This is a genomic window from Flavobacterium sp. LM4, from assembly GCF_002017935.1.
Lineage (GTDB): Bacteria > Bacteroidota > Bacteroidia > Flavobacteriales > Flavobacteriaceae > Flavobacterium > Flavobacterium chungangense.
Genome location: NZ_MUFW01000001.1, coordinates 633,703 through 656,392, shown reverse-complemented (window position 1 = coordinate 656,392; position 22,690 = coordinate 633,703). Strand labels below are relative to the sequence as shown.

At 35.7% G+C, this 22,690-nt stretch carries 16 protein-coding genes, 1 tRNA gene, 1 rRNA gene and 1 pseudogene; 11 read left to right on the top strand and 8 right to left on the bottom strand.

Annotated features, from left to right (window positions below):
* Positions 1-88: 88 nt before the first annotated feature.
* Positions 89-162 (bottom strand) — tRNA-Ile (locus BXU10_RS02960).
* Between the two features lie 126 nt (positions 163-288).
* Positions 289-1,802: ribosomal RNA gene (locus BXU10_RS02955) — 16S ribosomal RNA — on the bottom strand.
* A 1,164-nt stretch (positions 1,803-2,966) separates the two neighbouring features.
* Between BXU10_RS02955 and thrS the strand changes: the two genes are divergently transcribed.
* The 6 genes from thrS to BXU10_RS02920 all read left to right on the top strand — a co-directional run bounded on the left by thrS (position 2,967) and on the right by BXU10_RS02920 (position 7,382).
* Positions 2,967-4,913, top strand: coding sequence for a threonine--tRNA ligase (thrS, locus tag BXU10_RS02945; RefSeq protein ID WP_078226031.1), 1,947 nt, complete (start codon positions 2,967-2,969; stop codon positions 4,911-4,913).
* 22 nt (positions 4,914-4,935) lie between these two features.
* Complete coding sequence (infC, locus tag BXU10_RS02940; protein ID WP_078226030.1) at positions 4,936-5,487, top strand: translation initiation factor IF-3; 552 nt, start codon at positions 4,936-4,938, stop codon at positions 5,485-5,487.
* Positions 5,488-5,575: 88 nt separating this feature from the next.
* Positions 5,576-5,773, top strand: coding sequence for a 50S ribosomal protein L35 (rpmI, locus tag BXU10_RS02935; RefSeq protein WP_007810722.1), 198 nt, complete (start codon positions 5,576-5,578; stop codon positions 5,771-5,773).
* A gap of 101 nt (positions 5,774-5,874) precedes the next feature.
* Positions 5,875-6,219 carry a 50S ribosomal protein L20 gene (rplT, locus tag BXU10_RS02930; protein WP_007810721.1) on the top strand — a complete coding sequence of 115 codons (345 nt, stop codon included), beginning with the start codon at positions 5,875-5,877 and terminating at the stop codon, positions 6,217-6,219.
* 259 nt (positions 6,220-6,478) lie between these two features.
* A complete protein-coding gene (locus BXU10_RS02925) occupies positions 6,479-6,910 on the top strand; it encodes a Crp/Fnr family transcriptional regulator (protein WP_255405981.1) in 432 nt (143 codons plus the stop codon).
* 76 nt (positions 6,911-6,986) lie between these two features.
* Positions 6,987-7,382 (top strand): carboxymuconolactone decarboxylase family protein, encoded by a 396-nt coding sequence (locus BXU10_RS02920; protein WP_078226029.1) that lies wholly within the window; start codon positions 6,987-6,989, stop codon positions 7,380-7,382.
* 126 nt (positions 7,383-7,508) lie between these two features.
* Here BXU10_RS02920 and BXU10_RS02915 read toward each other — a convergent pair.
* The 6 genes and pseudogenes from BXU10_RS02915 to BXU10_RS02890 form a co-directional block, all read right to left on the bottom strand.
* Positions 7,509-8,767: pseudogene (locus tag BXU10_RS02915) on the bottom strand (asparagine synthetase B).
* Between the two features lie 315 nt (positions 8,768-9,082).
* Entirely contained in the window at positions 9,083-9,751 is a 669-nt protein-coding gene (locus BXU10_RS02910; protein WP_031457745.1) for a response regulator transcription factor, read from the bottom strand.
* A gap of 106 nt (positions 9,752-9,857) precedes the next feature.
* On the bottom strand, positions 9,858-10,706 hold the full coding sequence (locus BXU10_RS02905; protein WP_223255380.1) for a sensor histidine kinase: 849 nt from the start codon (positions 10,704-10,706) through the stop codon (positions 9,858-9,860).
* A 91-nt stretch (positions 10,707-10,797) separates the two neighbouring features.
* Positions 10,798-11,532 (bottom strand): hypothetical protein, encoded by a 735-nt coding sequence (locus tag BXU10_RS02900; RefSeq protein WP_078226028.1) that lies wholly within the window; start codon positions 11,530-11,532, stop codon positions 10,798-10,800.
* Positions 11,533-11,576: 44 nt separating this feature from the next.
* The gene (locus tag BXU10_RS02895) at positions 11,577-12,206 is read right to left on the bottom strand and encodes a hypothetical protein (protein WP_078226027.1); all 630 of its coding nucleotides are present in this window, start codon (positions 12,204-12,206) and stop codon (positions 11,577-11,579) included.
* A gap of 20 nt (positions 12,207-12,226) precedes the next feature.
* Entirely contained in the window at positions 12,227-12,577 is a 351-nt protein-coding gene (locus BXU10_RS02890) for a hypothetical protein (protein ID WP_078226026.1), read from the bottom strand.
* Positions 12,578-13,104: 527 nt separating this feature from the next.
* Between BXU10_RS02890 and BXU10_RS02885 the strand changes: the two genes are divergently transcribed.
* Genes BXU10_RS02885 through BXU10_RS02865 form a run of 5 tightly spaced genes read left to right on the top strand, consistent with a single transcriptional unit; the run spans position 13,105 to position 22,567 of the window.
* On the top strand, positions 13,105-13,662 hold the full coding sequence (locus tag BXU10_RS02885; RefSeq protein WP_078226025.1) for a phage tail protein: 558 nt from the start codon (positions 13,105-13,107) through the stop codon (positions 13,660-13,662).
* Between the two features lie 24 nt (positions 13,663-13,686).
* The gene (locus BXU10_RS02880; protein ID WP_078226024.1) at positions 13,687-14,244 is read left to right on the top strand and encodes a phage tail protein; all 558 of its coding nucleotides are present in this window, start codon (positions 13,687-13,689) and stop codon (positions 14,242-14,244) included.
* A 56-nt stretch (positions 14,245-14,300) separates the two neighbouring features.
* Positions 14,301-15,452: an ABC transporter substrate-binding protein gene (locus tag BXU10_RS02875; protein WP_078226023.1), complete on the top strand. Its 1,152-nt coding sequence runs from the start codon at positions 14,301-14,303 to the stop codon at positions 15,450-15,452.
* Between the two features lie 2 nt (positions 15,453-15,454).
* Entirely contained in the window at positions 15,455-16,381 is a 927-nt protein-coding gene (locus BXU10_RS02870) for a methionyl-tRNA formyltransferase (RefSeq protein ID WP_078226022.1), read from the top strand.
* A 36-nt stretch (positions 16,382-16,417) separates the two neighbouring features.
* Complete coding sequence (locus BXU10_RS02865; protein WP_078226021.1) at positions 16,418-22,567, top strand: MBG domain-containing protein; 6,150 nt, start codon at positions 16,418-16,420, stop codon at positions 22,565-22,567.
* Positions 22,568-22,690 lie beyond the last annotated feature (123 nt).

The following is a 22,690-nucleotide window of genomic DNA, read 5'->3' as shown; positions in this document are numbered from 1 at the left end:
CAACCTCTAAAATTTCCTTTTAATTAAGCTAATCAGTCTTTTTAATTATCAATTGTCAATTAATAATTGTCAATTTGATTTTAAAAAGTAGTCCCGGGCAGACTCGAACTGCCGACCCCTACATTATCAGTGTAGTACTCTAACCAGCTGAGCTACGAGACTCTGTTTTACTTAATTTTCATTTTTTTTTAAATTAACAGCAAGAGTAATACAATCTTTCAATTCAGAACTTTAAAGATCTTCATCTTTTTTCCTCAGCGTGCACAAATGCTAACACTAAGGCTCTAGAAAGGAGGTGTTCCAGCCGCACCTTCCGGTACGGCTACCTTGTTACGACTTAGCCCTAGTTACCAGTTTTACCCTAGGCAGCTCCTTGCGGTCACCGACTTCAGGCACCCCCAGCTTCCATGGCTTGACGGGCGGTGTGTACAAGGCCCGGGAACGTATTCACCGGATCATGGCTGATATCCGATTACTAGCGATTCCAGCTTCACGGAGTCGAGTTGCAGACTCCGATCCGAACTGTGACCGGTTTTATAGATTCGCTCCTGGTCGCCCAGTGGCTGCTCTCTGTACCGGCCATTGTAGCACGTGTGTAGCCCAAGGCGTAAGGGCCGTGATGATTTGACGTCATCCCCACCTTCCTCACAGTTTGCACTGGCAGTCTTGTTAGAGTTCCCGACATGACTCGCTGGCAACTAACAACAGGGGTTGCGCTCGTTATAGGACTTAACCTGACACCTCACGGCACGAGCTGACGACAACCATGCAGCACCTTGTAATTTGTCTTGCGAAAGATCTGTTTCCAAATCGGTCAAACTACATTTAAGCCTTGGTAAGGTTCCTCGCGTATCATCGAATTAAACCACATGCTCCACCGCTTGTGCGGGCCCCCGTCAATTCCTTTGAGTTTCATTCTTGCGAACGTACTCCCCAGGTGGGATACTTATCACTTTCGCTTAGCCACTGAAGTTGCCCCCAACAGCTAGTATCCATCGTTTACGGCGTGGACTACCAGGGTATCTAATCCTGTTCGCTACCCACGCTTTCGTCCATCAGCGTCAATCAATTAGTAGTAACCTGCCTTCGCAATTGGTATTCCATGTAATCTCTAAGCATTTCACCGCTACACTACATATTCTAGTTACTTCCTAATAATTCAAGTTCAGCAGTATCAATGGCCGTTCCACCGTTGAGCGATGGGCTTTCACCACTGACTTACTAAACCGCCTACGGACCCTTTAAACCCAATGATTCCGGATAACGCTTGGATCCTCCGTATTACCGCGGCTGCTGGCACGGAGTTAGCCGATCCTTATTCTTACGATACCGTCAAGCTCCTATACATAGGAGTGTTTCTTCTCGTACAAAAGCAGTTTACAATCCATAGGACCGTCATCCTGCACGCGGCATGGCTGGATCAGGCTTGCGCCCATTGTCCAATATTCCTCACTGCTGCCTCCCGTAGGAGTCTGGTCCGTGTCTCAGTACCAGTGTGGGGGATCTCCCTCTCAGGACCCCTACCCATCGTAGCCTTGGTAAGCCGTTACCTTACCAACTAGCTAATGGGACGCATGCTCATCTTTTACCGTTGTGACTTTAATTACATCCTGATGCCAGGTCGTAATACTATGAGGTATTAATCCAAATTTCTCTGGGCTATCCCTCTGTAAAAGGTAGATTGCATACGCGTTACGCACCCGTGCGCCGGTCTCTCTATCCGAAGATAAATACCCCTCGACTTGCATGTGTTAAGCCTGCCGCTAGCGTTCATCCTGAGCCAGGATCAAACTCTTCATCGTATATTGTTGATTTAATTTACATCAAATCGTATTGTTATTCGAATCAGTATCTATCGGTTCTTATCGAATCTTCCGATTCTATTACTCTTATTCTTTTGCCTTAACATCTCTGTTAAAGCGGCTGTCAATTCAATATGTCTACGAACGTAATATTTTTTATTCTTTTCGCCTATCGTTTATCTCTCAAAGCGGGTGCAAAAGTAAAACTTCTTTTTGTTTCTCGCAAGAAAAATTTAAAAATTTTTGAAACTTTTTTTTCGTTTCCTTTTTCTAATTTTCCTTCCAATACCTCAATGAACTTTTCGTGTTTTGCGGGGTGCAAATGTAAAAAGCATTTTCAAATCTCACAAGCTTTTTTGAATCTTTTTTTTTAGAAAATTTCTTTTCCTTTAAATTCGTTTGCCTGTCAGTATTTCGATGAACGCTTTCGCTGTTGCGGGTGCAAAAGTACAACCTTTATCCACTTTACCAAGCCTTTTTATTATAAAATTTCAACCTTTTTTAAAACTTTTTCTTAACTGTCTGGTAACAGCTTGTTTATAATTTATAAAAAAAGTTTATAGTAGGTTTTTTCTTTCTTCAAGTACTGTTTTAATGTTTTTCGGCTTATTTTGGTATTGGTTTTTGCCGATTTTTCAGTCTTGGCGCATGATTTTTCTCTTTTAATTACCCTTTGAAATCCTATTTCCGCTAATATTCTTCTGAAAAACCATCCCCTAGCCCCGATGGGAGGGAAAATCCTTTTGTTTTGGGGTTCAAAACAAAAGATTTGGAAGGACGGCGGGAAATAACTACTAAACTTGAATGCAAATTTTTTAAAATTGCTGCTCACTATCGCTAGATCTCAAATTCCGAAACCCAAAAGTCTTCGAATTCGATCAGCCCGACAAAAAGCACCCTTATATTTATAGTATCGTTTTTTACCTAGAATTATATATACGTGAAAACAAACCCGACAAGTCAAAAAAACTTGTCGGGTCCAAAACAGGCATTCGCTATCCCACGACGCTATATTACTTTAAACAATCTATACAGGTTGGATAAATCAAGACACCTTATATTGCACATATAGAAAAGGAATACATATATAATAAGTAAACTTGTACATATATATTGTATGTGTTTTTGTAATCATGTATATTTGCACTCACAAAATTATAAACAATGATCAAGATTACTTTACCCGATGGGTCAATTAGAGAGTTCGCTTCAGGCGCAACTCCAATGGAGGTCGCTAAAAACATTAGCGAAGGTTTTGCTAGAAACGTTATTTCAGCATCTTTTAATGGTACAACTATTGAAACCGAAACTCCATTGACGACCGACGGTAATCTTATACTATATACTTGGAACGATGCCGAAGGAAAAAAAGCTTTCTGGCATTCGACTTCGCACGTAATGGCACAGGCTCTTGAAGAACTATACCCTGGAATTAAATTAACTCTTGGACCAGCAATTGCCAATGGCTTCTATTATGATGTAGATTTTGAAGATCAAAAAATTGTTGAAGCTGACTTTAAAAAGATTGAAGATCGCGTACTTGAGATTTCAAGAGAGAAACATGAATTCAAAATGCGTCCTGTGACTAAAGCTGAAGCTTTAGAAATGTATAAAGACAATGTTTACAAAACTGAATTGATTTCTAATCTTGAAGATGGAACTATTACTTTCTGTGATCATTCTACATTTACTGATTTATGTCGTGGTGGACATATTCCTAATACTGGAATTATCAAAGCGATGAAAGTAATGAGTGTTGCGGGCGCTTACTGGAGAGGTGATGAAAAAAACAAGCAGTTAACTCGTGTTTACGGAACTTCATTTCCTAAACAAAAAGATTTAACTGAGTATCTTGAACTTCTTGAAGAAGCGAAACGCCGTGATCACCGTAAACTTGGTAAAGAACTTGAGTTGTTTGCTTTTTCTCAAAAAGTTGGACAAGGTTTACCTTTATGGTTACCAAAAGGAGCTGCACTTAGAGAGCGTTTGGAACAATTTTTAAAAAGAGCACAAAAGAAAGCAGGATACGAGCAAGTTGTGAGTCCACATATTGGTCAAAAAGAATTATATGTTACTTCTGGTCACTATGCCAAATATGGTGCAGATAGTTTTCAACCTATTCATACTCCAGCAGAAGGTGAAGAGTTTTTATTGAAACCGATGAACTGTCCTCACCATTGTGAAATCTATAACGTAAGACCTTGGTCGTACAAAGATTTACCAAAGCGTTATGCTGAATTTGGTACTGTGTATAGATATGAACAATCTGGAGAACTACACGGCTTAACTCGTGTTAGAGGATTTACTCAGGATGATGCGCATATTTTTTGTACTCCGGAGCAATTGGATGAAGAGTTCAAAAAAGTAATTGACCTTGTATTATATGTATTTGGTTCGTTAGGTTTTGAAAACTTTACTGCTCAAATTTCGTTGAGAGATCAGGAAAATAGAGAAAAATATATTGGTACTGATGAAAATTGGGAAAAAGCTGAAAATGCAATTATCAATGCTGCTGCAGACAAAGGTTTAAATACTGTAGTTGAATATGGTGAAGCTGCATTTTACGGTCCAAAATTGGATTTTATGGTTAAAGATGCATTGGGAAGACAATGGCAATTAGGAACAATTCAGGTAGATTATAACTTACCTGAGCGTTTTGACTTGACTTATAAAGGTGCTGATAACGAATTACACAGACCAGTTATGATTCACAGAGCTCCTTTCGGCTCTATGGAACGTTTTATTGCTATTTTACTTGAACATACAGCTGGAAATTTCCCTCTTTGGCTAATGCCTGAACAAGCTATAATCTTGTCTTTGAGCGAGAAATACGAAATATATGCTAAAAAAGTTTTAGATTTGCTAGAAAATCACGAAATTCGCGCCCTGATTGACAACCGAAACGAGACAATAGGCAAGAAAATTAGAGATGCAGAAATGCAGAAAACACCATTTATGCTGATTGTAGGAGAAGAGGAGGAGAAAAATAACACTATTTCTATTCGTCGACACGGACAAGAAGGAAAAGGGAATATTACAGTTACCATAGACGAATTTGTCAGAATTGTAAACGAAGAAATAAATAAAACATTAAAAGTTTTTAAAGTTTAACTTAAATTATAAAGTCATAGCAATAAGAAGCAACAGAGGTTTTCAACCTCGCGTAGAAAAAAAAGATGCACACAGAATAAATAACAATATTCGTGGTGTACAAGAAGTAAGACTAGTAGGTGAAAACATCGAGCCTGGTGTATTTAAACTAGCGGAGGCATTACGCTTAGCTGATCAATTTGAATTGGATCTAGTTGAGATTTCGCCAAATGCTGAGCCACCGGTTTGTAAAATCATGGATTACAAGAAATTTGTTTACGAACAAAAGAAACGTGACAAGGTATTAAAAGCTAAATCGTCTCAAGTTGTAGTAAAAGAAATTAGATTTGGTCCTCAGACTGACGAGCATGATTACGAGTTTAAAAGAAAGAATGCTGAAAAGTTCCTTAAAGAAGGTGCAAAATTAAAAGCATTCGTTTTCTTCAAAGGTCGTTCTATCATCTATAAAGATCAAGGTCAGATTTTATTATTACGTTTAGCAACAGATCTGGAAGAACATGGCAAAGTGGAAGCTATGCCTGTTTTGGAAGGTAAGAGAATGATTATGTTCATTGCTCCGAAAAAGAAGAAGTAGTCTAAGTTTACAGTTTCAGTATGAACTGAAATCATAAATATGACACAAAGATATAAGTAAGTAAGAATAAATTAAAACACTAGGAAAAATGCCTAAAATGAAAACAAAATCTAGCGCTAAGAAACGTTTTAAAGTTACTGGCTCTGGAAAGATTAAAAGAAAGCATGCTTTTAAAAGTCACATCCTGACTAAAAAATCTAAAAAACGTAAATTAGCTTTGACACACTCAGCGCTAGTTCACTCAACAGATATGAAAAGCATTAAACAACAATTAAGAATTATCTAATAATTCTTTAGGTTAAAAAATTATTTATATAACCTTGGAGTATGGCTTTTAAGTTCCTTTGATTCAATTCAGGACGCCTGCTACAAAAACACATTAAAATTATGCCAAGATCGGTAAATTCAGTTGCTAAAAGAGCAAGAAGAAAAAAAATAATGAAGCAAGCCAAAGGTTTCTTTGGAAGACGTAAAAACGTTTGGACAGTTGCTAAGAATGCAGTAGAGAAAGCAATGTGCTACGCTTACCGCGATAGAAAACAAAACAAAAGAAATTTCCGTGCATTATGGATTCAACGTATTAACGCTGGAGCCAGATTAGAAGGAATGTCTTATTCTCAATTCATGGGAAAAGTTAAAGCTAACGGAATCGAATTGAACCGTAAAGTTCTTGCAGATTTAGCTATGAACCACCCGGAAGCTTTCAAAGCTATTCTTAATAAAGTAAAATAAACGTTTATCAACTCAATTTAAGATTACTTACTTATCATAAAAAACCCAGTCATTCGATTGGGTTTTTGCTTTCTAATAGTTTATCAAGAATAGAAACTAGATTTATTACATTTGTATTAAATCAAATGCATTCACTACTTTTAGAACATATTCAAAAATTTACCTCCTTAGAATTTCATGAGATTAATATTTTAGAATCTAGTTTGGATATTACAAAAAGAAACAACATGTTTTACAAGAAGGCAAGATTTGTAATACGATGTCTTTTATTGCAAAAGGTTGTTTTAGACAATACATCATTAATAATAAGGGAACAGAACAAACACTTCAATTTGGAGTTGAAAGCTGGTGGATTACTGATTATTTAAGCTTTCACAATCAGACACCATCACATTTTTATATTCAGGCTGTAGAAAACTCTGAAATTATTGCAATTGAAAAATCTGTCCTCGAATCCTTATTAATTCAGATTCCTAAATTAGAACGCTACTTTCGAATCGTTTCACAAAAAACATTTGGTGCGGCTCAAATGCGTATCAAATTTTTATTTACGATGTCAGCAGAGGAAAGATATCGACATTTTAGCAATCTTAATCCGGAATTTGTTCAGCGAGTTCCTCAATATATGCTTGCCTCCTATCTTGATTTCTCGGCTGAGTTTATGAGTAAAATAAGAGCTGGAAAGGTGTAAATGCATTTCTTGAAGTAGTTCAAGATTTACAAAATATGATTGACTGACCTTTGTTTCAACTTTAAAAACAAGTAAAATGAAACCAAGAATCGTTATCGCAACAGTTGCTCCAGAAGCTTATCAAGCCCTTATGAATTTAGAAAGTTATATTTCTAAAACATCATTGACACCAACACATAAAGAACTCATCAAAATTCGTACTTCACAAATAAACGGATGTGCTTTTTGTATTAACATGCATACTGCAGATGCCAGGAAATATGGCGAAACTGAACAACGCATTTATCTTATAAGCACATGGCGCGAAGCGGACATTTATACAGAAGAAGAAAAAGCAATTTTGGCTTTGACCGAAGAAGTAACTTTGATCAGTAATCATGTTTCTGAAGAAACATATCAAAATGCAGCCCGTTTATTTGATGAAAAATATTTAGCAGAAATTATCCTGGCTATTATTACAATCAATTCATGAAATAGATTTGCTATCACAACAGGATTAAGGGCTGTCTAATTCTTAATAAAAACATACAAAAAAGGCTTTTTCATAAATTTGAAAAGCCTTTATATTTTTCACACTAGATATAACCAGAGCAAATAATTATGTTTTTAATTTTTTCTTTTTTGCAGCCGGAAACAAAACGTTATTTAAAATCAATCGATAGCCAGGAGAATTTGGATGCAAATCCAAAACTGTTGGGGATCACCTACCTGATGCTGATAATCTTCGGGATCGTGTCCTCCAAAAAAAGTAAACATTCCTTTTCCTTTTTCTCCATGAATATAGCGTGCTTCACCATTAAGTTCACATGCTCCCATAATTAAAACATTAGATTTGATCAATGCTGAATCAAATGAAGTAGTCTGCCCCATAAATCCTTTTACCAATTGTGTATGATTTTGACAAAGCATACTTGGTATTGGATCCCATTTTGCAGAGTATTCCATTAAAGTGAAATAATCTTTATCAGGTGTTATTCTACGTTTTGTAGTCATATCAATATCTGAAAATTCATACTGTTCCGGTCTTCGTTCAAGTGTAAAATCTTTAAAGGCAAAAGAATTTCCATAGTTCAATTTTGATTGATAATTCGGTTCACTTGCATCTCCATCAAACATTGCTTCACAGATATCAACCCCATCTGCTGTTAAAGAAATATCAAAACTATCAGTTGCAGAACACATTGCAAACATAAAACCTCCCCCAACAACAAAGTCTCTGATTTTTTTAGCTACGGCTCCTTTTTCCTCTGAAACTTTTGAATAGCCTAACTTACTAGCCAAAGCTTCTGAATCCTTTTTTTGTTCAATATACCAAGGTGTATTTTTATAAGCTGAATAAAACTTACCATATTGACCGGTAAAATCTTCATGATGCAAATGCAACCAGTCGTAAAGTAACAACTGATCACTTAAAACCTCTTCATCATAAATTGGTGTAAAGGGAATTTCGGCATATGTTAAAACTAATGTTACAGCATCATCCCAAGGTTGTTTGCCTTTTGGAGTATAAACTGCAATTTTAGGAGCTTTTTCCAAAATAACTGATTCCATATTTTGAGAGGGACTCGAAATTTCATCTAAAATTGACGCTTCTTCACTATCAGAAATAATTTCAAAACTTACTCCACGAATTTTACACTCTTTACGAATTTCATCTGCGTCCGGTAATAAAAATGAACCACCACGATAGTTTAGTAACCAACTCGCCTTGTAATCCTTACTCAAACACCAATAAGTAATACCATAAGCTTTAAGATGATTTTGTTGTGTAGCGTCATCCATCGGTAGAAGTACATAAGAAGCCTTTACCGACAGTGTTACCAAAAACAATACTACATATATTAAATTTTGTTTCATTCGACAACTATTTAAGGGTAAAGATATAAAGGAAGTACTAAAAAACCATGTTGAGACCTGAATAATTATATCAAAGAAACTTTATTCTTTTTTAATTTATTTAAAAAATAATAAAACAAAAAAACAGGTATAAATACTTACAAGAGATACGGATATTATCTTTAAATTTGATGATTAAAATAACTTGTAAGAAATGAAAATTAATAATACAAATAAAGAATCGAAGAACTTAAATATATTAAAAAAAATAGCTCTTTGTATATTAGTAATTACTATTATTTTGTATTATATAATATCTATTCAATTTTTGAGTAATTAAAGTGTTAAAACTGCAATTTCATTTTGAATAGCATATACGACTAATCCAGCAATATTTCTTGATTCTGTTTTAAGTAATAAATTATTTCTATGCCCTTCTACTGTTCTCGGACTCAAAAAAAGTTCTTCGGCAATTTCTGCAGTTGTTTTTTGATTACAAATAAGTTGAAGTATTTCAATTTCCCGAGGCGATAAAAATCCTGATTCCAAATTTATTTTAGAATTTTTAGAAGGTTGAATAGTATCTTGTATTGTTTTTAAAATAGTTTCATTATAAAAAAATCCTTTAGAAGCAACTTCATTTATCGTGTTCACTAAATCTTTTGGGGTTGTACTTTTTACTAAATAAGCGACTGCACCTACCTGAATTATATTAGTTACAAATGATTTTGTATCATAACTTGTTAAAGCAATAATTTTAATTTCGGGAAAAAATTTTCGAATAATTTTGGTAGCCTCCACACCATTTAAAACAGGCATTTTTAAATCCATGATAATAATATCTGGTTTAGTTTCATTAATATTCAAATGAGAAATCAGTTCTTCTCCATTTGATGCTTCAAAAAGGATTTCAATATTTTTTTCTCTTTGAAGTAAAAAAGAAATTCCTTTACGAAACAAAACTTCGTCATCAACTAAACCTATTTTGATATTAAGATCATCCATTTTTTTTAGGCATTGAGTCTTTTAGAATTTGAAAATTACAAAAAATAACTAATAAAAAAACAGCATTGAAATATAAAATTAAGATACCATGAAAACAATAATTTTGTTAAAAAGTAAAAAAAACATCAATTCCCTTGTTTACCTCCGAACTTATTTCAATATTACCATTTAAAAAAGATATTCTACTATCAATATTTTTCATTCCAAGTCCTTTCTGATTTTCTGATTTTTTAGAATCAAACCCTACACCATTATCTTTATAAATACAGCTGTTAATTCCATTTACTTTATCAAAAATTATAGAAATTTCAGTTGCTTTTCCATGTCTTAAAGAGTTATTCATCAACTCTTGCAGGATTCTAAAAACATGTAAGTGCTTGTTTTTTTCATTTTCATTAAAATCAATTTTATTTTGATAAAAGACTTTAAGAGATTTACTGCTTTCAAATTCTTCACATAATTCCTCTACACCTGCATGAAGTCCAAATTTATCAAAAACAGGAGGAAGTAAATTGTGAGCAATTTTTCTGGAATTATCTAAAGCTTTTGCTGTAAGATTGATAATATTAGTTGTAATCTCTTTGGTTTCAGCTTCTGTTAAGTTCGCAGAAGTAAGCAAATAACTATTTAATGAAACTACATTTAACTTTGAACTAATATCATCGTGTAAATCCTGAGCTATCCTTTTACGTTCTTCCTCTTGTGTAATAAGAACAGCATGTAATTGATCTCTTTGATGTGTCAGTATTAAATCTTTTTTCTCTAATTCTTTTTGAATGATTTTTTTTCTGGAGAAATAAAAAAAGACAATCAGAGCAATTGACACAATCATAAAAAAAAGCGATGTATATAAAATAATCGCGACTATCTCTTTTTCAGGAATTGAATTTACATTCATATAAATTTGTGGTATTTCTTTTATTATTGAATATAATGCAAAATCAAAGATATTCATTTAATTTTATCAGAGAAATACCTTTAAAAATAATTTAATTAAAAATCTCTATCAAACAAAAGTAGATAGAGATTTTTAATTAAATTATTTTTTATTCTGATTCAACACAAGGCGGGCAAGGTCTGGTACCATCGTAAACATCTTCAGCTTCTTTAGATGTTAAAGTGGTTGTTTTAATTACATTATTTTGATCTAAGCCAATTAAAATTGTTGTTACTTTTCCTTTTGAATTAAGTCCTAAGAAAACCCCAATATTTTTATTGTTTTTAGCTACCATGGCCTCAATAATTTCAGACTCTAAACTAAAATATCGAAAACGATTCCCTTCGTAAGAGGTTATTTCATCTAAATCAGAAACTGTATTTAACTTTTTTTGCCAGGCTTCTATCCAAACCGAAGCATCTTTTGGCAATAACAAATGTTTGGTTAATAAGGATGTTCTTTTATTAGTTTTACTTATAGACAATTCATTAAGCTTAGTTAAGTTTAATTCTTTCAAAATTGTTGATTTAACAGAACCTAAATCATCTCCCGATTTATCAACACCAATCACTTCTATCCGTATTGTATTATCAGCATAACCTAATACAAAATGTACTTCTTCAATATTAGGCGTTTCTACTAATGCCTTCATTTCCTCTGTAGAAAATAAATAAGCAGCAACTTGTTTTTGGGAACTGGCAAATTTAGCATCTAACTTTGCTGTCAACCAACTTTCTTTTTGTAAAGTTGTTGCTGAAATAGCATCATCCTGAGTACTTTCTTTTTGACATGAGAACATAAAAACCATAATTGTAAAAACAATGTGTACTTTAATTTTTTTCATAGTTAATGATTTAATATTATGATAATTCAACAAAATTGTTAAGCTTACAAAACAGTTTTTTTAGAAAAACTTATTTTCCATTCATATAAAATAACTAATTGGTATATTAAAAACAGAAAAGCATTTAATGTCCAGGAAAAATATTTCACATCCTTACTCAAAGTTAAAGTAATATTTCCTACCAAATACAAAATAGTAGAGCCTAACATAAAAAAAATAATACCTATCGTAATATAATAATACGTTTTATGTTCTGTAAGCATATTATAAAAATGTAATAATGCGAACACTACTATCAATAAAGAAGTAAGAGTAATTTCGAATAAATTAAATTTTAAAAATTGTTTAGGATCAATAAAAAATTGAACACTCAATACTAATAAAGCAAAATACAAACTACACTTTACAACTTTTGCTTGAGATTTTAATTTTAAAATCGAAGCATAAAACAAACTTAATAAAATCATTTGTCCTATAACAAAAATATTGATTAGAAATAAATTATCTAATTTCAAATGATACATCCACTCCATAGTAATTTGCATTATAAAAGCAAAAAGCAAATAACTTATAAAAAAAACATTAGCTTTTTCCAAAAGGAAAAAGCTATAGGTGTATAAAATCAGATTAATTAATAAAAAAAAATAACCTGAATATATTAAAAAATCTATCATTAATATTGAATTTCAGTGTTTTAAAAAGGAGGTGAAGGACGTGTTCCATCGTAAACAACATCTCCTAATATTTTTGCCTCATCCTGATTTACAGGTGGCCCGTAAACGTCGATATATTTACCTGTTTCTTTGTCTAGTTTTGCCCCAACAAATAGTAATGTCTTTTCATTTTGATCATTAATACCAATATAGGCACGAACTGCTTCAGCCTCTAGCTGTAATACAGTTTCTAAACTTTCTCTTGGAATTAAATAGGATCTTACTTTGTTCTTATTATCCTCTACGAGATTCTCATCCTCGTATCTTTTTTCCCATTCTTTAGCTACAGCTAATGAAATTTGAATTGGTCCCGGAAATTTTTCTTCTGACATAATTTTGATTTTTGTTAGGTTATTATGTTAAAATCAAGAATAATTTTTTAGCTAAACTAAGGAATTATTTTAAAAAATTAACATCTACTAATAAAAAAGCAATAGTTATTACTGAAAAAAAAATACTGATAAACAACCACTTGCACTTACCTTAATTAAAAAACAGGTATAAATACGCATATCCAAATTTTTATTATGACTTAAATTTGGGATTAATCTCTTAGCAAAAAACTTATGTAACAGAGTCATTTGCCAAGGAAATTATTTTTTTGAATATTTTCTAAAACCAAACATTAGAGTAATAATAAGCAATTACAAAATATAATCGCTTATAACATAAAAAAGGCTGTTCATGTCATTTTATTTAAGAAAAAACATGGAATAATATAGTTTTGAATAGCTTGATTAATTAATCTTTTAAAACTTAATATAAAGCTTGTAACTGATTAAGAATTGAAATTCATAAAGGAGACAGTGAAAAAGCTAAAAAACATCTAATTTATTTTTTAACTATATAACTAAAAACTATGTCTACAGAACCATTTATTGGAGAAATAAAAATTTTTGGGTTTGATTTTGCACCTCGAGGCTATATGAGCTGCAGTGGTCAACTCTTATCAATTGCACAAAATACCGCTCTTTTTTCTTTACTGGGTACAACTTATGGAGGAAACGGAGTTCAAACTTTTGGGCTTCCTAATTTGCAGGGGCGTATGCCTATTGGGCAGGGTCAAGGCCCAGGATTACCATTACATGTCATGGGTGAAGCTGCTGGTACTCCAAATGTAACATTGCTAACATCTAATATCCCATCACATATTCATACATTGAGTAATGTTAGTGTAAAAATAAAGGCCTCATCAATGAATGCTGACGAATCTGTCCCAGAAGGTAATTTCCCTGCAACAACAATAAATCCCACTTATTCAGGAAATGGAGCAACTCCAAATGTTTTTACAGGAGGAACAACTGTTTCCGGTACTACAGATATAACAGGAGGAAGCCTTCCTCTATCTATTATGAATCCTTATTTAGTTATCAATTATTCAATAGCTACTCAAGGAATTTTTCCAAGCAGAAATTAAAAAAAACTCTTAAAACAAAGCATTATGTCTACAGAACCATTTATTGGAGAGATAAAAATATTAGGATTTAATTTTGCTCCCCTAGGCTACTTAACATGTCAGGGACAACTTATGAGTATTGCCCAAAACACAGCTTTATTTGCACTCTTAGGAACTAATTATGGAGGAAACGGGCAAACCACATTCGGATTACCTGATTTACAAGGACGTGTACCTATTGGTCAGGGACAAGGAGCTGGTCTCCCATATCATAATATCGGAGAAATAGGCGGTTTACCTAGCACTACATTACTTTTATCAAATTTACCACAGCATATTCATACATTGAGTAATGTTAGCGTAAAAATAAAGGCCTCATCAGGGAATGCTGATGAATCTGTACCAGAAGGTAACTTCCCAGCTACAACAATAACTCCCACTTATTCAGGTAATGGACCTTCACCAAATGTTTATACAGGAGGCACAACAGTAAGCGGAACATCAGATGCAACAGGTGGAAATGCGCCTTTTAATATAATGAATCCCTACTTAACTATTAATTATTCCATCGCAACGGAAGGGATATTTCCAAGCAGAAATTAATTAAAAACATTAAAGGAAATTTTCAATATGGAAGTTTCCTTTTTTACTTAAACAATATGCAAACAATAGGTATTTTATTAGCCCGATCAACATACTATCAAAGCATTAGTTTCGATCTTTATGAGGGACTACGTTCCGGATTAAAACATTTAGGAAGAAACGACATTCGAATCGTTACAGAAAATATAGGTTTTGGTTCAGATAAACAACAATGTTACCGCAGTGCGGAAAAACTTTTACTAGAAGAAAACGTTTCTGTAGTAATAGCTTACATAGGTCACCGTATGGCGCAATTACTTCGTCCGCTTTTTCTTGCCGCCAACAAAATCTTAATTGTTTTAGATGCCGGAGCTAATTTGCCTCACGAATGGCCTGCTTGCCCAAATATTTTTTATCATTCACTACACAATTCCTTAGGGGCTTCAATGGCTGCCAGACAAGCCGTAAATGATGGATATACATCAGCTGGAATGGTGACAGGTTACTATGATGGAGGCTATTTACATACTTATGGTATATCAAAAGGATTTGAAGAAAATGGAGGAAAAATCGCTTTTAATCATGCCACAGGATATAAGGAAGAAGATTTTACGATTGCACCTTTAAAAGACCATTTAGAAAAATTTCCTAATAGTGCCTTATTGAGTTTGTTTAGCGGTGATTTTGTTCACTGGTATTTTGAAGGTATCAAAAACTCATTTGAAGGACAAAATATTCCAATTTACTTACCTCCTTTCGGGTTTGAAGAAATGATGCTGGCGGATGCAGAATATCCTGGCGAAAACATAAAAGGAATTGCAGCCTGGTCTAAAAAAATAGACTCTGAGGAAAATAAAATATTTATCGAAACAATCACAGCAGCGAACAGGACTCCTAATATATTTTCATTACTAAGCTGGGAAAGTGCTTCTTTAGCATTAAAAGTTATAGAATTAATTGACCTGTCTAAAAATAACATGACGCAAATAGCCTCAGGCATCAAATCTTTTACGTTTAAAAGTCCAAGAGGCACTATTTATTTTGATTCTAAAACAAATACTTCTATTTCACCTTTATACAACTCAACTATAATTCCAAATAGTGAAGGGAAATGTGAAATACAGATAGAAAGTATTGCAAATGATGTATTTGAACATTTTCAAAAATTAACTAATCAGAACCTCAATAATTCAACATCGGCATGGTATAATAGCTATACGTGCATTTAATTATGGAAGCACAAAAAAAAATATTAGTACTATGTGGTGGAAAATTTGCTTTTAAAGCACTACAATTATTAGCATTTGAAAAATTCATATGTGCCATTGGAATTGGAAAAGGAAACCATACAATCATAGACGCACTAGAGAGAGAAGCTGAAGACAACAATTTTGGTTTTAAATCTTTTCCTAATACTAAAAGCATATCTGAAATGAGAACATGGATTGATAAGATTCAACCTGACTACATCTTTTGTATCTCATTTCCGTTTTTACTTCCTGAAAGCGTTTTAGCATACGGAGAAAATAAATTCATCAATTTTCATCCCGGACCGCTGCCTCAGTATCGGGGACCAATGCCCATTTTTGAAGTTCTTAAAAATCAGGAAACCGAAACCGCCATCTGTGTCCATTTTATGAACTCAAAATTTGATGAAGGAAATATCATTTTTAATGATTCTATTGTTATTGAAACGGGTGATACTTATGGCAAACTAACAGTAAAACTAAGTGAACATTTAGCTCAAGTTGCATTGAATACGGCAAATATGCTGCAATTTGCCAATAATATTCCCAACGAGCCACAAGATGAAACACAATCCTATTATTATGAAAAGCCAGATTTGTCAGACACTTATATTAATTGGAAACGAATGACAGCAGAGGAAATAATTTCACTAATAAATGCTTGTAATCCTTGGAATAATGGTGCTGATGCAACACTATTAGGAGAACAGATTAAAATAATTTCAGCTTATTTATTAAATGAATCTCATGAAAATCAACCGGGAACAATAGTTTCTTTCACTAATACCTTAAATATAGCTTGTGAAGATAAAAAACAAATTGCGATTGAAATTCTTAGTGCAGAACAAGGTATAATGACGGCTTCACAATTTATAGCACTAAAACCTGTCCTGGCAGAAATTCTTAACTAATTTTTAACAAATAACATCTAATTAAATTATGTAACCATGAAAAAAAACTTTACTTTAATTTTTATATTGTTCCTCTCCCTGTTTTGGACTGGAGGAAATGCGCAAACGCTATTTTGGAGCGACACCTTTGAAGATACGGGGGCTCCAAGTACTGGAACCAGAACACCATCAATTGCCTATTTTTCTTGTAACAGTCCAGCAACTTCGTATTTCTTTAGAACTGCACTAGCTGGAATTGCTTTGCAATCTGATACTTATTCTGGATTTGAAGGTACTAAATTTTTTGCAGCCGAAGATATTGATAGAGGACCGACCTGCACAAACGCTTCTATAAGTGCCAATCAACAAGTAACTTGGAGCGGTATTAATATTAGTGGAAAATCAGGACTATCCTTTAAAGGTCTTTTTGCTTGTAATCAATTTAATGGTAGTTACCAAGGAACGGACTGGGGTTCTGCTCAGGATTTTATGGCCATAGAATATAGAATTGATGGAGGGGCATGGACAAAAGCCATCGGAATATATTCAAATAACGCTAATAGCTCCAATACATTTAGTGTAGATACTAACGGTGATTTATTAGGAGACGGAACAGCTTTAAGTTATGCCTTTACAGAATTAACAGCATCAATATCCGGGACAGGAACTACTTTAGATATCCGTTTTAATTGTCATGTAAATGCTACTGCGTCTCAAGAAATTGCAGTAGACAATTTTCGCCTTTTCGAAGCACCATTTTGTACAGCACCTATCATAACTGCTAGTCCTTCAGACCAATCAATTTGTAATGATGGTAATACCACATTCTCAGCAACCGCAACTGGTGCGACGGCTTACCAATGGCAGGTAAATACGGGTTCTGGTTTTACAGATATTACAAATAGTGGTGTTTACTCAAATGCTACAACAAATATTTTAACAATCACAGGGGCAACTTCTGGCATGAACGGTTTTTTATATCGCTGCGTAGCTAAGGATGGTTCTTGTAGTAGCAATTCACTTTCAGGATTATTATCCGTAACTACGATTACTTTAACAGCAGCATCTCAAACAAACATTGCTTGTAATGGTGGCTCAACTGGAGCTGCAACAGTAAATGCTGCTACTGGAGGAACAGGACCATATACCTACAACTGGACACCAGGCACCCCAACAGGTGATGGAACAGTTTCTGTTAGTGGTTTGACTCCTGGAGTCTGGACCTGTACTGTAACAGATAATATGGGTTGTTCGACGACTCGTGCTTTTACAATTACACAACCAACGGCTATCAGTACGGCAACTGCTGCGCAAACAAATGTGTCTTGTAACGGTGGATCTAATGGTTCTGCTTCCGTTACTCCTTCGGGTGGTGCTGGTGGATATACCTACTCATGGTCGCCTTCGGGTGGAACAGCTGCTACAGCAACTGGATTAAGTGCAGGAGCATATACCGTAACGGTAACCGATGCTAACGCATGTACAGCTACTCGAAACTTTACAATCACACAACCAACGGCTATCAGTACGGCAACTGCGGCGCAAACAAATGTGTCTTGTAATGGAGGATCTAATGGTTCTGCTTCCGTTACCCCTTCGGGCGGTGCTGGTGGATATACCTACTCATGGTCGCCTTCGGGTGGAACAGCTGCTACAGCAACCGGATTAAGTGCAGGAGCATATACTGTAACGGTAACCGATGCTAACGGATGTACAGCTACTCGAAACTTTACAATTACACAACCAACGGCTATCAGTACGGCAACTGCTGCGCAAACAAATGTGTCTTGTAACGGTGGATCTAATGGTTCGGCTTCCGTTACTCCTTCGGGAGGTGCTGGTGGATATACTTATTCTTGGTCGCCTTCGGGTGGAACGGCTGCTACAGCAACCGGATTAAGTGCAGGAGCATATACTGTAACGGTAACCGATGCTAACGGATGTACCGCTACTCGAAACTTTACAATTACACAACCAACGGCTATCAGTACGGCAACTGCCGCGCAAACAAATGTGTCTTGTAATGGAGGATCTAATGGTTCTGCTTCCGTTACCCCTTCGGGAGGTGCTGGTGGATATACCTACTCATGGTCGCCTTCGGGTGGAACTGCTGCTACAGCAACTGGATTAAGTGCAGGAGCATATACCGTAACGGTAACCGATGCTAACGCATGTACCGCTACTCGAAACTTTACAATCACACAACCAACGGTTATCAGTACGGCAACTGCTGCGCAAACAAATGTGTCTTGCAACGGTGGGTCTAATGGTTCGGCTTCCGTTACTCCTTCGGGTGGTGCTGGTGGATATACCTACTCATGGTCGCCTTCGGGTGGAACAGCGGCTACAGCAACTGGATTAAGTGCAGGAGCATATACCGTAACGGTAACCGATGCTAACGGATGTACAGCTACTCGAAACTTTACAATCACACAACCAACGGTTATCAGTACGGCAACTGCTGCGCAAACAAATGTGTCTTGTAACGGTGGATCTAATGGTTCGGCTTCCGTTACTCCTTCGGGAGGTGCTGGTGGATATACCTACTCATGGTCGCCTTCGGGTGGAACAGCGGCTACAGCAACTGGATTAAGTGCAGGAGCATATACCGTAACGGTAACCGATGCTAACGGATGTACAGCTACTCGAAACTTTACAATCACACAACCAACGGTTATCAGTACGGCAACTGCTGCGCAAACAAATGTGTCTTGTAACGGTGGATCTAATGGTTCGGCTTCCGTTACTCCTTCGGGTGGTGCTGGTGGATATACCTACTCATGGTCGCCTTCGGGTGGAACAGCTGCTACAGCAACTGGATTAAGTGCAGGAGCATATACCGTAACGGTAACCGATGCTAACGCATGTACAGCTACTCGAAACTTTACAATTACACAACCAACGGCTATCAGTACGGCAACTGCTGCGCAAACAAATGTGTCTTGTAACGGTGGATCTAATGGTTCGGCTTCCGTTACTCCTTCGGGTGGTGCTGGTGGATATACCTACTCATGGTCGCCTTCGGGTGGAACAGCTGCTACAGCAACTGGATTAAGTGCAGGAGCATATACCGTAACGGTAACCGATGCTAACGCATGTACAGCTACTCGAAACTTTACAATTACACAACCAACGGCTATCAGTACGGCAACTGCTGCGCAAACAAATGTGTCTTGTAACGGTGGATCTAATGGTTCGGCTTCCGTTACTCCTTCGGGAGGTGCTGGTGGATATACCTACTCATGGTCGCCTTCGGGTGGAACTGCTGCTACAGCAACTGGATTAAGTGCAGGAGCATATACCGTAACGGTAACCGATGCTAACGCATGTACAGCTACTCGAAACTTTACAATTACACAACCAACGGCTATCAGTACGGCAACTGCCGCGCAAACAAATGTGTCTTGTAACGGTGGATCTAATGGTTCGGCTTCCGTTACTCCTTCGGGTGGTGCTGGTGGATATACCTACTCATGGTCGCCTTCGGGTGGAACAGCTGCTACAGCAACTGGATTAAGTGCAGGAGCATATACTGTAACGGTAACCGATGCTAACGGATGTACAGCTACTCGAAACTTTACAATCACACAACCAACGGTTATCAGTACGGCAACTGCTGCGCAAACAAATGTGTCTTGTAACGGTGGGTCTAATGGTTCGGCTTCCGTTACTCCTTCGGGTGGTGCTGGTGGATATACCTACTCATGGTCGCCTTCGGGTGGAACAGCTGCTACAGCAACTGGATTAAGTGCAGGAGCATATACTGTAATGGTAACCGATGCTAACGGATGTACAGCTACTCGAAACTTTACAATCACACAACCAACGGTTATCAGTACGGCAACTGCTGCGCAAACAAATGTGTCTTGTAACGGTGGGTCTAATGGTTCGGCTTCCGTTACTCCTTCGGGAGGTGCTGGTGGATATACCTACTCATGGTCGCCTTCGGGTGGAACAGCTGCTACTGCAACTGGATTAAGTGCAGGAACTTATACCGTAACGGTAACCGATGCTAATTTATGTACGGCTACTCGAAACTTTACAATCACACAACCTACAGCAATTAATTTCACAACAACAGTTTTGTCTGGTTATGATTACAATACTGGATATAGTCAAACTATAGTAGCTTCAGGAGGAACAGGATCTAAAACCTATGCAGTTACAGCGGGAAGTTTGCCTTCTGGTTTTTCGCTATCAACAGCTGGACAGATAACAGGTATTTCAACTCAAATTGCTGATAGTAATTTTACGGTTACCGCTACTGATGCTAATAGTTGTACTACTACCTATAATTATATACTGAAATTAAATCAAATCCCAATTACCGTAACTGCAACACCTTCTCAAACTAAAGTATATGGGGAGAGTGATCCTGTTTTAACTTATACAGTGTCACCAAGTTTGCTTTCTGGAGATTCATTCACAGGATCTTTAACAAGAGTTAGTGGTGAAAATATTGGTAATTATGCTATTAATCAAGGTTCGCTTTCAGCTGGATCTAAATATTTAATTACTTATGTTGGTGCAAACTTTACTATTACCGCAAAACCAATTACAGTAACGGCAACTCCATCACAAACGAAAGTTTACGGAACAATAGATCCTGTTTTTGCTTATACAGTTTCACCAGGTTTAGTAGGTAGTGATTCCTTTACAGGAGCTTTAACTAGAGTTGCAGGGGAAAATATAGGAACTTATGCTATCACCCAAGGAAGTTTGAGTGCCGGATCTAATTATACGATTAGTTACGCAGGCGCTAACTTTACTATTACGGCAAAACCAATTACAGTAACAGCAGATGCTTCACAAACCAAAGTATATGGAACAACAGATCCTGTTTTTACTTATACGGTTTCTCCAAGCTTAGTAAGTGGTGATTCTTTCACAGGAGCTTTAAGCAGAACTGCTGGAGAGAATATTGGAAACTATGCCATTACACAAGGAAACTTAAGTGCCGGTTCTAATTATAACATTACTTATGTAAGCAAAGATTTTACTATTACGGCAAAACCTATTACAGTAACGGCAGATGCTTCACAAACAAAAGTTTATGGAACAGTAAATCCTGTTTACACTTATACGGTTTCTCCAAGTTTAATAAGTGGTGATTCTTTCGCTGGAACTTTAACAAGGACTGCTGGAGAAAATGTGGGTGTTTACGCTATCACACAAGGAAGTTTGAGTGCCGGTTCTAATTATAACATTACTTACGTAAGCAAAGATTTTACGATTACGGCAAAACCAATTACAGTAACAGCAACTCCATCACAAACCAAAGTATATGGAACAACAGATCCTGTTTTTACTTATACGGTTTCTCCAAGTTTAGTAAGTGGTGATTCTTTCACAGGAGCTTTAAGCAGAACTGCTGGAGAGAATGTGGGTGTTTACGCTATCACACAAGGTAACTTAAGTGCCGGTGGAAATTATACCATTATGCATAATGGCTCTAATTTTACTATTACGAAAGCAGATCAGGTAATTACCTGGAATCAGACTTTGGGATTAGGGTGTAATGGAGAAACTAGTATTGTTTTGACTGCTGTTGCTAATAGTGGTTTGGCAGTAAATTATGCTTCTTCTAATACTAACATTGCTACTGTTTCAAATAATTCATTAATTTTCCAAAATTATGGGTCTGCAACTATAACAGCTTCGCAACCAGGCAACATGAATTACAATGCAGCTCCAGCAGTTGTTTTACCAGTAGTATCTAGTCAGCCTAACCTGATTAGAAAACAATTTGAAAATATTATATTCTTTGACAATAGTTCTAAGAGTTTTAAATCGTATAGCTGGTATAAAAATGGGGTTTTAGTTCCGGGTCAAACTTCACAATATTTCAAAGAAAGTGCTGCCTTGAATGGAACTTATTATGCCGTAGCAACAAAATTAGACGGAACATTAATTACAACCTGTACGTTGACTTTCTCTCCAACAATAGAAGAAGAGTACATAAGAATTGTTCCAAACCCTGTTAGAAGCAATGCAAGTTTCCAATTAATGACGAATGTTAGTACAAGCAGATTACAAAATGCACGTGTTGAACTTTATAATTTAACAGGTAACTTACTAACTACTATTACAAACCCAAGTCAAAATACTATTGACATGAGTGCTCCGAGCGTTGAAGGAATTTATATTGTAAAAATGACCTTAGCAAATGGTAAATATTTTACAAAAAACCTTCTCGTTAAAAATTAAAAATAATTTACAGAATATGACATCCTCATTTTTAATGAATGAGGATGGATTATTCTAATTTAAAAACAAGTATGAAATCGTCATTAACAACAAGTTTGTGTGAACAAAAACAAATGAGTAAAA